The following is a 14,222-nucleotide window of genomic DNA, read 5'->3' as shown; positions in this document are numbered from 1 at the left end:
CGGCTCAGACGTCCCGGCGGCGGACGACGGCGTAGGAGGCGGCGATCGCGCCCGCCGTCACCAGGACGAGCAGGGTCATCTGGGCCACGTCGCTGGGCATCGTCGAACCGGCCACCCCGCCGTCCTGCACGCCGAAGAGCTGGAAGAGGCCGACGGGCGCGTTGTAGCGCAGGACCACCGACCCCACCCCGCTCGTGACCGGCCAGGCCATCAGTATCGAACCGAGCACCGGCGGCATGGTGACCAGGCCGAGCATCACCGCGATGGCGCCCGCCGAGTGCCGCACGAGCGCCCCGACGGCCAGGGCGAGCAGGCCCAGCAGGGTCACGTAGGCACAGCCGGCCAGCGCGCCCGCCCACTCGGCGAGGCCGTGCGGCCCGGCGGCGGGCCCGCTGTGCAGGATCGCCGCCCACAGGCCGACGAACCCCACCGAGCAGGTGGTGGTGAGGAACGCGACCGAGCCGAAGACCAGGTACTTCGCGGTGAGCACCCGCAGCCGGTCGGGGGCGGCGGTCAAGGTGGTGCGGATCAGGCCCGTGCCGTACTCGGAGGAGATCGTCAGCACGCCGAGCACGATCACGGCGAGCTGGCCGACCATCAGCCCGAAGAGGGCCGGCGCGGGGTAGGGCAGGCTCTCGTAGTCCCGGGACGCGGTCTGGACCACGGCCAGCATGCCGACGCCGACGACCAGCGCCACGAGCGAGCCGAGCGTCCACAGGGTGGAGCGCACGGAGGTCAGCTTGGTCCACTCCGAGGCCAGCGCGTGCCCCAGGTGCGGCCGGGGGGTCGGCAGCGGGGAGCTGTAGGCGCCGGACCCGCTCGGCGCGGACCCGCTCGGCGCGGGCGCGCTCGCCGTCGGCTTCCCGGCGGGGGTGGTGGTCATCGGGGGTCCTCGGGGGTGTGCTGGGGGGAGGGGGCCAGGTCGGCGGCGCTGTCCGGCATCAGGAAGGGCCGCCGCTGCGCTCCCGGGGGCGGGGGAGCGAAGAAGCTCGCCGCGGTCTCGGGTGCGACGGCCGTCTCGTCCTCGTCCTCCCACGCGGGGACGGACAGCGGCTCGGGCTCCCAGAGCTCGGCGCGGGGGTCGTCGGAGGAGGTGTACTCCACGGAGGCCTGGGTCATCCGCATGTAGGCCTCCTCCAGCGAGGCCCGGTGGGGGGACAGCTCCCACAGCCGTACGCCGGCCGCGTGCGCGAGGTCGCCGATCCGCGGGAGCTCCAGCCCCGTGACCCGCAGCGCCCCGTCGGGCTCCTGGAGGACGCGGCCGCCCGCCTTGGCCAGCGCGGTCGCCAGGGTCCCGCGGCCCGCGGTCTCCCCGTCGGCGGCGCGGACCCGCGCGAATCCGGCCGAGTTGTGCGTGATGAAGTCCTGCGTGCTCATGTCGGCCAGCAGCCGTCCCCGGCCGATCACGATCAGGTGGTCGGCGGTCAGGGCCATCTCGCTCATCAGGTGCGAGGAGACGAAGACGGTGCGGCCCTCGGCGGCGAGCTGCCGCATCAGGTTCCGGACCCAGAGGATGCCCTCGGGGTCGAGGCCGTTGACCGGCTCGTCGAAGAGCAGCACCTGCGGGTCGCCGAGGAGGGCGGCCGCGATGCCGAGCCGCTGGCCCATGCCGAGCGAGAAGCCCTTCGTCCGCTGGCGGGCCGCGGCCTGGAGGCCGACCACGCCGAGGACCTCGTCCACCCGCTTCTCGGGGATCCCGGAGAGCTGGGCGATGGCCAGCAGGTGCGTCCGGGCCCGCCGGCCGCCGTGCACGGCTTTGGCGTCGAGCAGGGCGCCGACGTGCCGCTGGGCGTTCGGGAGGTCCCGGAAGGGCAGGCCGTTGATCGTGACGTGACCGGCGGTGGGCCGGTCCAGCCCGAGGATCATGCGCATGGTGGTCGACTTGCCGGACCCGTTGGGCCCGAGGAAGCCGGTCACGTGGCCCGGCTTGACCTGGAAGGACAGTCCGTCGACCGCGGTCTTGCTGCCGAAACGCTTCGTCAGGCCGACTGCCTCGATCATCGTGCTGCCCCTTGTCGGCCGCGGACGGCTCTCGCCCGCCTATGCCCTAAGAGGATATCGAGCCGCGGCCGGTTCCCGCCGGGACCGGATCCCTGAGCTCTCCCTGAGATCCGGCCCGGGGTTTTCCCGTAGTACGCGGGACGTCCGTCCTGAGGCGGACCCGGCCGTCAGGCGTCCCGCTTCCCGGGGGCGGGGCAGTCGCCTCCCAGGGCGGCCAGGACCCACGGGCCGCCGCGGTGCGTGCAGGCGGACGCAACCGCGCGAGTTCTGCCGGATGAAATCCGCCCTCGACAAGTCGGAGGAGCATTCCCTGTCCGAATGGCCGGTAAACGGTCCGCGGCGCGTGTCATTTCACTCAGGGGAAGAGAGGGGATGAAGATCGTCCTTCCCTCCCGCACCAGGCCCTTCATCGGATTGCGGATCCGGTGAATTCCCTCGGGGTTCAGACCATTGACAGGTTGGTCGGACATCAGGATCTCCGGACCGCCCGGCAGGGCGGCGGTGATTCCCAGCCGCTGGCCCATTTCGAGCGAAAATCCTTTCGACTTCCTCCGTGCTGCCGGCGCGCGGCCGTACGGGAACGCGGCAGGGCCGTACGCCACCTCGGAAGGGTGATGTACGGCCCTGGATGCCCGATGTCGACTACCGGGAAGCAGCTCGCGTGCGCACGGGGGTGTATCCGCACGCGGGCGTACGGCAGTTGCTAGCGGCTCTGCTGCGCCGGGACGCCGCGGGTGACCGGCTCGTCGTCGATCGGGGAGCCGGCGGCGGCCACGGCCGCACCGGTCAGCGTCGCCAGCATCTCGCGGACGTTGGTCAGCTGGGCGTTGATGGAGTCGCGGCGGTTGGTCAGCGCCGCCAGCTCGCGCTCGGACTCGCTGCGGATGCGGTCGGCCTTGGCGTTGGCGTCGGCGACGATGTCCTCGGCCTGGCGCTGCGCGGTCTCCACGGTCTGGCGGGCGCGGCGCTCGGCGTCCGTACGCAGCTTCTCGGCCTCCAGGCGGAGCTGTTCGGCACGGTGCTCGATCTCCGCAAGGCGCTTTTCGGCCTTCTGCTGACGGGAGGCGAGGTCGCGCTCGGACTGCTCGCGGCGCTTGGCCAGGTTGGTCTCGAAGTCCGCGGCGGCCTGGGCGGCCTTGGCGCGGGTCTCCTCGAAGAGGGCGTCGGCCTCCTCCCGCTTGGAGGCGGCGTCCTTCTGGGCCTCGGCACGCAGGGTGGCGGCGTCGCCCTTCGCCTTCTCGACGATGCGGACGCCCTCGTCCTCCGCCTTCGACTTCCGGTCCGCGGCGAACGACTCGGCGTCGTTGCGCACCTGCTGCGCGGCGGACTCGGCCAGCTCACGGTGCTGCTCGGCCGCGCGACGGGCCTCCTCGCGCAGGTCCTTCGCCTCCTCCTCGGCCAGCCGCAGGATCTTCTCGACCCGGGCGCCGAGACCGGCGTACGACGGCTCCGCGTCGCTCACCTGGGCCTGGGCGTTCTGCGTTTCGAGGTGCAGCTCCTCGATCCGCTTTTCCAGAGAGTTGATACGTCCTAGGGCGCTGTCGCGGTCGGAGACCAGCTTGGTAATGCGGTCGTCCACCTGACCGCGGTCGTAACCACGCCGCACGAGCTCGAAGCCGAAGGGGGAGGAAGTGTCGCTCATGGGGTTCCTGTCGAATGAGACCGATGAGGTGCTACGTGAGGTGTTGAGGGGAATCCTAGGCGCCCGGACGGCGTGTCATCGAGTCAATCCGCGTTTGCCCTGGACAATGACACCCCTTTTGAGTGGCAAGGCGACGGAATGATTGTCACTCCTTCGACTGAACCTCCCTCGGAAGCACACATCCTGCGTTCCGACTACCCGTCCGATCCCTTGCCACCCGAACGAGTGGACCCCGCCGAAGCGCCGGCCTTCACGCCCCCCGAACCCTGGCCGCCCATGGACGACTTCCCGCCACCCGAAGGCGCCTCGAATGATTCCAACGCCTCAAGAACGTCCTGGACACGGGAGATCTCGGCCTGAATGTCCTCGCGCCTGCGCACCAGGACCTCCAGCTCGCGCCGGCCCTCCTCGACCAGCCGCTCCGCCTCCGCCTGCGCCTCCGCGAGGGCCCGCTCGGCCTGCCGCGACAGCTCCGCCTTCTTCTGCTCGGCCTCCTTGAGCAGCGTCTCGGCCTTGCGCACGGCGGCGATGCGGACCTTGCTCGCCTCGCTGCTCGCGTCCGACAGCAGCTCCTTCGCCTTCGCCTCCGCCTCGGCGCTCTGCTCGGTCGCCGCCCGGACCAGCTTGTCCACGCGCTCGCCGGCCGACTTCATCTGCTCCGCCGATTCCCGGCGGGCACGCTCGTGCAGCTCCTCGACCTCGGACTCGACGCGGGAGCGCAGCTCCTCCGCCCGCTCCCTTATGGCGGCCGCGTCCGTACGCGCCCCGACCAGCAGCTCGTCGGCGTCCGTACGGGCCTTCTCCACCAGGGAGTTGCCCTCGACCGTGGCCTCCGAGCCGATCCGCGCGGCCTCCTTGCGCGCCGCGTCCACCATCGCGTCGGCCTGCTCCTCGGCCGCCGTGGTGGCGGCCAGGGCCTGCCGGCCCGCGTCGGTGGTCAGCTTGTCGGCCTCCGCCACGGCCTCGGTGATGAGCCGGTCGACCTGCTCCGCGGCCTCGCGGCGGCGCTTGTTGGCCTCCTCGCGGGCCTCGTCCAGCGCCCGCTCGGCCTCCTCGCGGGCCTCGGTACGGGTGCGGTCCGCCTCGGTGGCGGCCTCCGCCTTCACCCGCTCCGCCTCGGAACGCGTGCGCGTCGCGTGCTCCTGGGCCGAGGACAGCGTCTCGGCGGCCTCGGCGCGCAGCCGCTCCGCCTCGTCGGCCGCCTCGCCGACCGTGCGCTCGTTGTCCTTGCGGGTCTGCTCGGTGAGCTTCTCCGACTCGGACACCGCTTCGGTGATGAGCCGGTCCGCCTGCTCGGCGGCCTCCGTGCGCAGCCGGTTGCCCTCGGCGCGCGCCTCGTCGAGGGTCTGCTCCGCCTCGCGCTCGGCGCTCGCCAGGGTCTCGTTCGCCGCGGCCGTGACGCGCTCCGCCTCCGCGGTGGCCTCGCCGACGATCCGGCCGCCCTCCGCGCGGGCCTCGTCGAGGGTCTGCTCCGCCTCGGTGGCCAGCCGGTCGGCCTCGGCCGCGGCCTCGCCGACCGTCAGCTCGTTGGCCGCGCGGGTCTCCTCGATGAGGCGGTCGCCCTCGGCGCGGGAGTCCACCAGGATCCTGGCCGAATCCCGCTCCGCCGCGGCCAGCGTCGCCGCGGCCTGCGCCGTCAGCTTCTCCGCCTCGGCGGCGGCCTCGGTGATCAGCCGGTCGGCCTGCTCGGCCGCCTCGCTGCGCAGCCGGTTGCCCTCGGCACGGGCCTCGTCCAGCACGGCCTGGGCCTCGGTGCGGGCGGCCTCCGCCGCCGCCTCGGCCTCCGTCGTGAGGCGCTCGGCCTGCTCGGCGGCCTCGCCGACCGTCAGCTCGTTGGCCGCGCGGGTCTCCTCCGTCAGCCGCTCCGCCTCGGCGGCGGCCTCGGTGATCAGCCGGTCGGCCTGCTCGGCGGCCTCGGTACGCAGCCGGTTGCCCTCGGCGCGGGCCTCGTCCAGGACGGAGGCCGCCTCGGCGCGGGTGGCCTCGGCCGCCTGCTCGGCCTCCGCCGTGAGGCGCTCGGCCTCGGCGGTGGCCTCGGCGACCGTCAGCTCGTTGGCCGCGAGGGTCTCCTCGGTGACCCGCTCCGCCTCCGCCGTCGCCTCGGCCGTGATCCGGGCACCCTCGGCGCGGGAGGCCTCCAGGGACTCCGCCGCCTCGTTCCGGATCCGGTTGGCGTCGTCACGGGCGTCCGCCCGGGTCCGCGCCGCGTCGCGCTCGGACGCCGCCAGGGCGTCGGTCGCCTCGGTCCGCACGCGCTGCGCGTACTCGGCCGTGTCGGCGCGCAGCTGCTCGGCCTCGGCGATGGCGTCGCCGACCGTGCGCTCGGCCAGCGACTTCGCCGCGTCCGTCTCGACCTTGGCCTCGCGGCGCACGCGCGCCGCGTCCTCGGCGGCCCGGTCCCGCTCGGCGTGGGCGTCGGCGCGGACCCGGTCCGCCTCCTCCTCGGCCTCGCCGCGGGTGCGCTCCGCCGCGTGCTCTGCCGCGCTGCGCAGCCCGGCGATCTCCTCCTCGGCCTGCTCGTGCAGCCCGGCGACGGAGTCCCGCACCTGCTGGGCGGTGGCCTCGGCCGCCGCGACCAGCTCCGCCGCGCGGACCTCCGCCTCCTCGGTCAGGCGGGCCGCCTCGGCCTGCGCCTCCTCCGAGCGCTTGCGGGCCTGCGCCAGCAGCTCCTCGCTCTGTTCGCGGGCCTGGGCCCGCTCGTTGCCCGCGTCCGTACGGGCCGCCGACAGGGTCTCCTCGGCCTCGCGGCGGCGCCGGGCGGCCTCCTCCTGGGCGGCGGCCAGCGCCTCGGCGGCCTCCTCGGCGACCCGCTCGGCCGCCGCCTTCGCCTCGGCGCGCAGCCGGTCCGCGGTCTCCTGCGCCTCCGTGCGCACCCGCTCCGACTCGGCCTCCGCCTCGGCGCGCATCCGTACGGAGACCAGCTCGGCCTCCGCCCGGACGCGTCCGGCGTCCTGCGCGGCCTCGGAGCGCAGCTGCTCGGCCTCCGCCTCCGCCTGGCCCTGGAGGGTGCGGATCCGCTCCGCCGACTCGGCGCGCAGCCGGTCGCTCTCCTCGGTGGTCTCCTTGCGGATGTTCTCCGCCGCCAGACGGGACTCGCGCAGGGTCTGCTCGGCCGACGTCAGGCGGGCCTCGGCGTCCGACTGGAGCCGCACCAGCTCCGCGTCGGCCTCCGCCCGCTTGGCCGCCAGCGCCTGCTCGGTCTCCTCGCGCCGCGCCCGGGCCGCCGCGTCCGCCTCGGCGGCGACCGCGCCGGCCGCCTCCTCGGCCTCGGCGCGCAGCCGCTCGGCCTCGGCGCGGGTGCGCTCCAGGGTCTCCTCGGCCTGCCGGCGCAGGGTGGTGGCCCGCTCCACGGCCTCGGCGCGGACCCGCTCGCTCTCGGCGCTCGCGCCGGAGCGCAGCTCGTCGGCGTCCGCCTTGGCCTTGCCCAGGAGTTCCTCGGCGGTCTTGGCCGCCTCCTCGATCTGCTGGACCGCCTCGCGGCGGGCCTCGCCGCGGATCCGCTCGCCCTCGGCGACGGCCTCGGCGCGCAGCTGCTCGGCCTCGCCGCGCAGCCGCCGCGCCTCCTCCTGGAGTTCGACCGTACGGGCCCGGTACTCCTCGGTGTCGTCCTTCGCGGCGCCCTTGAGCTCGGCGGCCGCGTCGGCCGCCTGGGCGCGCAGCCGCTCCGCCTCGGCCTCCGCCTCGCGGCGGATCCGCTCGGCCTCCCCGGAGGCGGCGCGGGTGGTGGCCCGGGCGTCCTCCGAGGCCTTGTTCAGCACGTCCTCGGCGGTCCGGGCCGCCTTCGCCAGCTGCGCCGCCATGTCCTCGGCGGCGGCCGTACGGGCCTGCTCGCCCGCTTCGGTGCGCAGCCGCTCCGCCTCCGCGCGGGCGTCGGCCAGCGCGTGCTCGGCCTCGGCCTTGAGGACCTCGGCCTCCTTGGTGGCCTCGCCGACCAGCCGGGCGACCTGCTCCTTCGCGGTGCGGGTGCGCTGCTCGTTGACGGACTCGGCCGAGGCGAGCTGCCGGGCGGCGCTCTCCTTGGCCTCGGCGAGCAGGGTCTCCGCCTCCGCCCGGGCCGCGCGCAGCGCCCCGTCGGCCTCCTGGACGCGCGCCTCGGCCACCCGGCCGAGGTCCAGGGTCTGCTGCCGGGTCTGCTCGGCCTCGGCGGTGGTGGTGGAGCGCAGCCGCTCGGCGTGCTCGGTGGCCTCCTGGGCCTGCGCGGAGGCGGCGGCCAGCAGCCGCTCGGCCTCCTTGCGGGCGCGCAGCAGCGAGGACTCGGCCTCGGCACGGGCGGCCTCGGCGTCGGCGGCGAGCCGGCGGCGGGCCTCCTCGGCGGTCCGCGCGGCCTCGGCGCGGGCGGCGTTGAGAGCCTGCTCGGCCTCGGCGCGGGACTCCTCCATGAGCCGGCGGGCCTGGGACTCGGTCCGGGCGCGCAGCTGCTCGGCCCAGGCGACGTTCTCGTTGACGTGCGCCTCGACGGTCTGGCGGCGCTCGTTGAGCTCCTGGTCCAGCCGCTGGCGGCGGTTGACGGCCTCGGTGTGCAGCTCGGCCTGGAGGCGCGCCTGGTGCTCGGCGTGCTCCTGGAGGATGCGCTGGGTCTGTGCCCGGGCGTCGCGCAGTTCGCGCTCGGCGTCGGAGCGCATCTGGTCGGCCTGGATCTGGGCGTTGCGCAGCAGCTGCTCCGCCTGGTATCCCATGTCCGCGCCGTCGTAGGCGGGCCGGGACGCGAGGGCGCGCCGCACCTCGTGCAGTTTGGCCCGCAGCACCTCGACCTGGTAGCCCAGGTCCTCGGCGTGCTGGACTGCCTTCCCGCGCTCCTTCCTCAGCCGCTCCATCTCGGCTTCGAGGCGCGTGAGATGGTCGGCTTCAGCCTGATGGCTCTCCTGGCTTTCGTAGCCGAGCACAGCGCGGTCCCGTCCGTCCCCTGGTCGCAAGCTCATCTCAATTGAGCATCGCTCGCCCGCTGAACGACGCCCCCGGGGAAATGGTGTCAGAAACCGGGGCAGGGGTTACAGGTCCCGCCCCGTCTCCGCGCCGAACCCCGGCCGAGCCATGGCCACTCTACCGGCCGGGGAATGGGGGCATCAGTGATCAGGGTTGCTCGTGACGAGTTCGGTGAGGACTCCGTGGCAGTCCTTGGGGTGGAGGAAGGTGATCCGGGAGCCCATCGAGCCGATGCGGGGCTGGTCGTAGAGGACCCGGACGCCCTTGCCGCGGATGGCCTCGGCGTCGCCGTCGACGTCCGCCGTGCCGAAGGCGATGTGGTGCACGCCCTCGCCGTTCTTGGCGAGCCACTTGCCCACCGCGGAGTCCTCGCGGGTGGGCTCCAGGAGCTGGAGGTAGGAGGCGCCGCCGTCGGAGGTCCCGTTGATCTTCAGCATGGCCTCGCGGACGCCCTGCTCCTCGTTGACCTCGGTGTGGAACACCTCGAAGCCGTACGTGGCACGGTAGAACTCGACGGTCTTGTCCAGGTCGAAGCAGGCGATCCCGATGTGGTCGATTCTTGTCAGCATGGGTCCAGTGCACCGCCGAGGAGGGTCGTCACGCAACGTGCCAGCGATCACACCGACTGCCCGGTGACGGCGCGGGTACTGCTCAGTACATTCAGGTAAACCCTCGTTCACTCCTCAGCTTCCCCGCTGAAAGGGGATTCGCCCTCATGTCCGGAACGAACAACACCACCTCCGTGATCGTCGCCGGGGCCCGCACGCCCATGGGGCGGCTGCTCGGCTCCCTGAAGTCCTTCTCGGGCGCCGACCTCGGCGGCTTCGCCATCAAGTCCGCGCTGGAGCGGGCCGGGATCTCCGGCGACCAGGTCCAGTACGTGATCATGGGCCAGGTGCTCCAGGCCGGCGCGGGCCAGATCCCCGCCCGCCAGGCCGCCGTCAAGGCCGGCATCCCCATGAACGTGCCGGCGCTCACGATCAACAAGGTGTGCCTGTCGGGCCTCGACGCCATCGCCCTCGCCGACCAGCTCATCCGCGCGGGCGAGTTCGACGTCGTGGTCGCGGGCGGCCAGGAGTCGATGACCAACGCCCCGCACCTGCTGCCGAAGTCCCGCGAGGGCTACAAGTACGGCGCGATCGAGATGCTGGACGCGATGGCCTACGACGGCCTCACCGACGCCTTCGAGAACATCGCGATGGGCGAGTCCACGGAGAAGCACAACACGCGCCTGGGCATCGAGCGCGCGCCGCAGGACGAGTTCGCCGCCGCCTCGCACCAGCGGGCCGCCGCCGCGCAGAAGAACGGCGTCTTCGAGGCCGAGATCACCCCGGTCGAGATCCCGCAGCGCAAGGGCGACCCGGTGGTCTTCGCCGCCGACGAGGGCATCCGCCCGGAGACCACGGTGGAGTCCCTGGGCAAGCTGCGCCCGGCGTTCGCGAAGGACGGGACCATCACCGCCGGCACCTCCTCGCAGATCTCCGACGGCGCCGCCGCCGTGGTCGTGATGAGCAAGGCCAAGGCCGAGGAGCTGGGCCTGGAGTGGATCGCCGAGATCGGCGCCCACGGCAACGTGGCCGGCCCCGACAACTCCCTCCAGTCGCAGCCCTCGAACGCGATCCTGCACGCCCTGGGGAAGGAGGGCCTGGAGGTCGCCGACCTGGACCTGATCGAGATCAACGAGGCCTTCGCGGCGGTCGCCGTGCAGTCAATGAAGGACCTCGGCGTGACCCCGGAAAAGGTGAACGTCAACGGTGGCGCGATCGCCCTGGGCCACCCGATCGGCATGTCCGGCGCCCGCGTGGTGCTCCACCTGGCGCTGGAGCTCAAGCGGCGCGGCGGCGGGGTCGGCGCGGCCGCGCTGTGCGGCGGCGGCGGCCAGGGCGACGCCCTCGTGATCCGCGTCCCGAAGGCGTAGGTGCTGCGCTGATGGCGACGGTGGACGTCCCCGCGCTGGTGGCGCAGGCCCGCGAGGGCCGGCCGCGGGCCGTGGCCCGGCTGATCTCACTGGTCGAGGGGGCGTCCCCGCACCTGCGCGAGGTCATGGCCGCCCTGGCCCCGCTCACGGGCGGCGCGTACGTGGTCGGCCTGACGGGCTCTCCCGGGGTCGGCAAGTCGACCTCGACCTCGGCCCTGGTCACGGCCTACCGCAAGGCCGGCAAGCGGGTCGGCGTGCTCGCGGTGGACCCGTCCTCGCCCTTCTCGGGCGGGGCCCTGCTCGGCGACCGGGTCCGCATGTCGGACCACGCCTCCGACCCGGGGGTCTACATCCGCTCCATGGCCACCCGCGGGCACCTGGGCGGGCTCGCCTGGGCGGCGCCGCAGGCGATCCGGGTGCTGGACGCGGCCGGCTGCGACGTGATCCTGGTCGAGACGGTCGGCGTCGGGCAGTCGGAGGTGGAGATCGCCTCGCAGGCCGACACCTCGGTGGTGCTGCTCGCGCCCGGGATGGGCGACGGGATCCAGGCCGCGAAGGCCGGGATCCTGGAGATCGGCGACGTGTACGTGGTGAACAAGGCCGACCGGGACGGCGCGGACGCGACCGCCCGGGAGCTGAACCACATGCTGGGCCTGGGCGAGTCCCGGGGCCCGGGCGACTGGCGCCCGCCGATCGTCAAGACGGTCGCGGCCCGGGCCCAGGGCATCGACGAGCTGGTCGAGCAGCTGGAGAAGCACCGGGCGTGGATGGACGAGCGCGGGGTGCTCGCCGAGCGGCGGACCGCGCGGGCCGCGCGCGAGGTGGAGACCATCGCGATCACCGCGCTGCGCGGGCGCCTCGCCGACGTGCACGGCGACGCGCACCTGGGCGGCCTGGCCGCGCGGGTCGCGGCCGGGGAGCTGGACCCGTACGCGGCGGCCGACGCGCTGCTGGAGAGCCTGACCGAGCGCTGAGGCGCCCGGGGACGCCGGAGGGGCGGGGGAAGCACTTCCCCCGCCCCTCCGGCGCGCGTACGGGCCGTCCGGGGGCTCCGGACGGCCGCTGCTAGATCTTTCCGCGGGTGCCGCGCAGGTGCTCCGCGACCGGCGCCAGCGAGCTGCGCAGCGCCTGGAGGGCCTCCGGGGGGAGCAGGTCGATGAAGTGCTCCCGGACGGACGCCACGTGGTGCGGGGCGACCTTGCGCATGGTCTCCATGCCCTCGTCGGTGAGCACGGCGTACAGGCCGCGCCGGTCGGACTCGCAGTTGACCCGGCGCACCAGGCCCGCGGCCTCCATGCGGGTGATCTGGTGGGACAGCCGGCTCTTCGACTGGAGGGTCGCGGTGGCCAGGTCGCTCATGCGCATCCGGTGGCCCTCCGACTCCGAGAGGTTGACCAGGATCTCGTAGTCGTTGTTGGTGAGTCCGAAGGGCTGGAGATCCTTTTCCAGCTGGTGCATCAGCAGTCTGCTGACGTCCAGGTGGGTGCGCCAGGCGCACTGTTCCGCGTCGGTAAGCCAGCGGGTGGCCGTCTCGGTCTCCATCGTCTCCATGAATGAACTCTACCTAAGAAGTTGAATTACGTACAAAAATAGGAAGATCTTCCCGGCCCGTGGGGCGGGAGGCGCCTCACAGGCCGAGTCGCCGCTGCAGGTCGCCCAGCTGCCCCGGCATCCGCGGCACCCCCAGCTGCCCCAGCGGACCCTGGCCGGCCCCCGGAACGCCCTGGGCGTTGCCCGTGGCCGCCCCGGCGCCCACCTCGCCGACCGACTGCTCCGCCATCAGCAGCTCGGTCGACTGGAGCAGCACCGTGCCCGCGCCGACGAACTCGAACTGGTGCTCCTCGCCCGAGGTGCCGCCGATGCCGGTCAGCGCGCGCAGCCCGCCGATCACGCCGGACATGTAGCCGTGGTCGTAGTGGTGGCACGGGGAGGGGCAGTCCGCCCAGCCCACCAGCGCCTGCGGGTCCACCCGCAGCGGCGGCTCCATGAAGACCACCGGTCCGTTGGACGCCGCCACGAACTTCCCGGTTCCGATCAGCGTCAGGAATCCCGGGACGATCGACTGCTTCAGGGCCAGCGTGGGCTGGTAGGCCAGCAGGTTCCCCGACCGGATGGTCAGGTTCCCGTCGTCCAGGTCGTACGAGTTCACGTCGAAGGCCCGGTCGGCCAGGAGCATCTTGCCCTGGCCCTCGGCGACCACCCAGTCGCTCGCGTGCAGCGGCGAGTGGAAGCTGGTGCGCAGCAGCCGGTCGAAGCGGCCGTGGCCGATGCCGTTGAACTCGATGCGCCCGTAGTACGAGATCATCTTGCCCTTCTGCAGGAACCACTGGTTCCCCTTGAGCTCCACGCAGAAGGTGTACGCGTTCACGTTGTCGTCGGAGGGCAGCGTGTACGGGTCGAAGACCGTCGGGCCGCCCGGCCCGCCGGTCACGGGGCCAAAGTTCACAGCTTCTCCTCCGAGGCCTGTACGTAGACCGCGCCCTGGCCGGAGAGCTCCAGCTGGAACGCCTCGCCCGAGCCGCGCCCCACCATGTCCCGCCAGCCGAGCGCGGTGGAGAGCTTGTTCCTGACGTCCCCGTGGTGGGCCACGTACGCCTGCGGGTCGACGTGGACCGGCCGGTTCGGGGTGATGGGGAGCTCGATGACCCCGCCGTGGGCCATCACGGCGACCGCGCCGTGGCCCTTGAGGGTGGTGGTGAACAGGCCCTGGCCCGTCACCTGGCCGCGCACCATGCCCATGACGCCGCCCTGCGAGCCCATGAACATGGTGCCCTGCTGGAGGGTGCCGTCGAAGGCGAGCAGCCGGTCGGCCTCGACGTGGAGGGTGTCGCCCTGGAGGTTGATCACCTGGATGTGGTGGCCGCCGTGGCCGAACATCACCGTGCCGCTGCCCTCGACCTCCATCAGCGGGGTCTGCTCGTTGGCCACCCGGCGGCCGATCATGCTCATGACGCCGCCCTGGCCGCCGGTGATGCTCGGCGTGAAGGAGACGTCGCCGCGGTAGGCGAGCATCGCCCCGCGCTGGCTGTACATCTTCTGCCCGGGGACGACCTGGGCCTCGACCATCTTCGAGTTGATCTCGCGGAACGGCATCAGATGTCGCCCCCGACCGTGTTGCGCTCGCTGGGCTGCACGTACACCAGGCCCTCGCCCTCGAAACGGATCTGGAACGCCTCGCCGGAGCCCTCGCCGATCAGGGTGCGGAAGTTGATCCCCGACTGGAAGGACTGCTGGAGGTTGCCGGTGTGGGCGATGTACGCGCCCGGGTCCACCGAGAGCGGGTACTGGGCGCTGACGCGCAGCACCACCGCCGGGCCGTCGGACATGATCGCCGCCTGGCCGGTGCCCTCCACGGTCGTGGTGAAGAGCCCGTTGCCGGTGCTCGCCCCGCGCAGGCCGGTGAACGTCGTGCCGGTGCGCAGGGAGGCGTCGGTGCACAGCAGGTTGCTGGACTCGACGTACAGCTTCTCGCCGCGCAGGTCGACCAGGTTGATCTCGCTCGCGCGGTCCGCGAAGTAGCAGGTGCCGTGCCCCTGCACCTCCATCACGGTCATCTGCTCGCCGGTCAGCCGGCGCGTCACCATCCCGCGGAGGCCTTCGCCGCCGCCCGTCATCTTCTTGAAGGCCATCTGCCCGTCGTACGCGACCATGGAGCCGTTCTTCGCTTTCACGGCGTCCCCGGTCAGTGCGACGGCCAGCACCTTGCTGCCTTGGAGTCGGAACTGAGCCACGGGGTGA

11 protein-coding genes and 1 pseudogene are annotated in these 14,222 nt (G+C 73.2%); 2 read left to right on the top strand and 10 right to left on the bottom strand.

The window, feature by feature from the left end; genetic code table 11:
• Nucleotides 1–4 precede the first annotated feature (4 nt).
• The 6 genes and pseudogenes from AB0469_RS16225 to mce form a co-directional block, all read right to left on the bottom strand.
• Nucleotides 5–883, bottom strand: coding sequence for an ABC transporter permease (locus AB0469_RS16225; RefSeq protein WP_366452026.1), 879 nt, complete (start codon nucleotides 881–883; stop codon nucleotides 5–7).
• Nucleotides 880–2,001: an ABC transporter ATP-binding protein gene (locus tag AB0469_RS16220; protein WP_366452025.1), complete on the bottom strand. Its 1,122-nt coding sequence runs from the start codon at nucleotides 1,999–2,001 to the stop codon at nucleotides 880–882. Before AB0469_RS16220 ends, AB0469_RS16225 begins: the two co-directional genes overlap by 4 nt.
• 228 nt (nucleotides 2,002–2,229) lie before the next feature.
• Nucleotides 2,230–2,558: pseudogene (locus AB0469_RS16215) on the bottom strand (ABC transporter ATP-binding protein); the annotation flags it as partial.
• A 146-nt stretch (nucleotides 2,559–2,704) separates the two neighbouring features.
• Entirely contained in the window at nucleotides 2,705–3,643 is a 939-nt protein-coding gene (locus AB0469_RS16210; protein WP_042811317.1) for a cellulose-binding protein, read from the bottom strand.
• Nucleotides 3,644–3,837: 194 nt separating this feature from the next.
• Nucleotides 3,838–8,526 carry a polarized growth protein Scy gene (scy, locus tag AB0469_RS16205; protein WP_366452024.1) on the bottom strand — a complete coding sequence of 1,563 codons (4,689 nt, stop codon included), beginning with the start codon at nucleotides 8,524–8,526 and terminating at the stop codon, nucleotides 3,838–3,840.
• Nucleotides 8,527–8,706: 180 nt separating this feature from the next.
• Nucleotides 8,707–9,135, bottom strand: a complete 429-nt coding sequence (gene mce, locus AB0469_RS16200; protein WP_042820734.1) for a methylmalonyl-CoA epimerase — start codon at nucleotides 9,133–9,135, stop codon at nucleotides 8,707–8,709.
• A gap of 146 nt (nucleotides 9,136–9,281) precedes the next feature.
• Between mce and AB0469_RS16195 the strand changes: the two genes are divergently transcribed.
• Nucleotides 9,282–10,484 (top strand): acetyl-CoA C-acetyltransferase, encoded by a 1,203-nt coding sequence (locus AB0469_RS16195; RefSeq protein WP_042820733.1) that lies wholly within the window; start codon nucleotides 9,282–9,284, stop codon nucleotides 10,482–10,484.
• Between the two features lie 11 nt (nucleotides 10,485–10,495).
• Nucleotides 10,496–11,458 (top strand): methylmalonyl Co-A mutase-associated GTPase MeaB, encoded by a 963-nt coding sequence (gene meaB / locus AB0469_RS16190; protein ID WP_366452023.1) that lies wholly within the window; start codon nucleotides 10,496–10,498, stop codon nucleotides 11,456–11,458.
• A 91-nt stretch (nucleotides 11,459–11,549) separates the two neighbouring features.
• On the opposite strand, the gene AB0469_RS16185 is transcribed toward meaB, so the two are convergent.
• The 4 genes from AB0469_RS16185 to AB0469_RS16170 all read right to left on the bottom strand — a co-directional run bounded on the left by AB0469_RS16185 (nucleotide 11,550) and on the right by AB0469_RS16170 (nucleotide 14,215).
• The gene (locus AB0469_RS16185; protein ID WP_366452100.1) at nucleotides 11,550–12,026 is read right to left on the bottom strand and encodes a MarR family transcriptional regulator; all 477 of its coding nucleotides are present in this window, start codon (nucleotides 12,024–12,026) and stop codon (nucleotides 11,550–11,552) included.
• Between the two features lie 85 nt (nucleotides 12,027–12,111).
• Nucleotides 12,112–12,930 carry an AIM24 family protein gene (locus AB0469_RS16180; protein WP_366452022.1) on the bottom strand — a complete coding sequence of 273 codons (819 nt, stop codon included), beginning with the start codon at nucleotides 12,928–12,930 and terminating at the stop codon, nucleotides 12,112–12,114.
• On the bottom strand, nucleotides 12,927–13,577 hold the full coding sequence (locus tag AB0469_RS16175) for an AIM24 family protein (protein ID WP_366452021.1): 651 nt from the start codon (nucleotides 13,575–13,577) through the stop codon (nucleotides 12,927–12,929). The genes AB0469_RS16180 and AB0469_RS16175 overlap by 4 nt, the downstream gene beginning before the upstream one ends.
• Complete coding sequence (locus tag AB0469_RS16170; protein WP_366452020.1) at nucleotides 13,577–14,215, bottom strand: AIM24 family protein; 639 nt, start codon at nucleotides 14,213–14,215, stop codon at nucleotides 13,577–13,579. Before AB0469_RS16170 ends, AB0469_RS16175 begins: the two co-directional genes overlap by 1 nt.
• Between the last annotated feature and the right edge of the window lie 7 nt (nucleotides 14,216–14,222).

The organism is Streptomyces sp. NPDC093801, from assembly GCF_040701585.1.
Taxonomy (GTDB): domain Bacteria; phylum Actinomycetota; class Actinomycetes; order Streptomycetales; family Streptomycetaceae; genus Streptomyces.
This window is presented reverse-complemented; position numbering and strand designations above follow the sequence as displayed.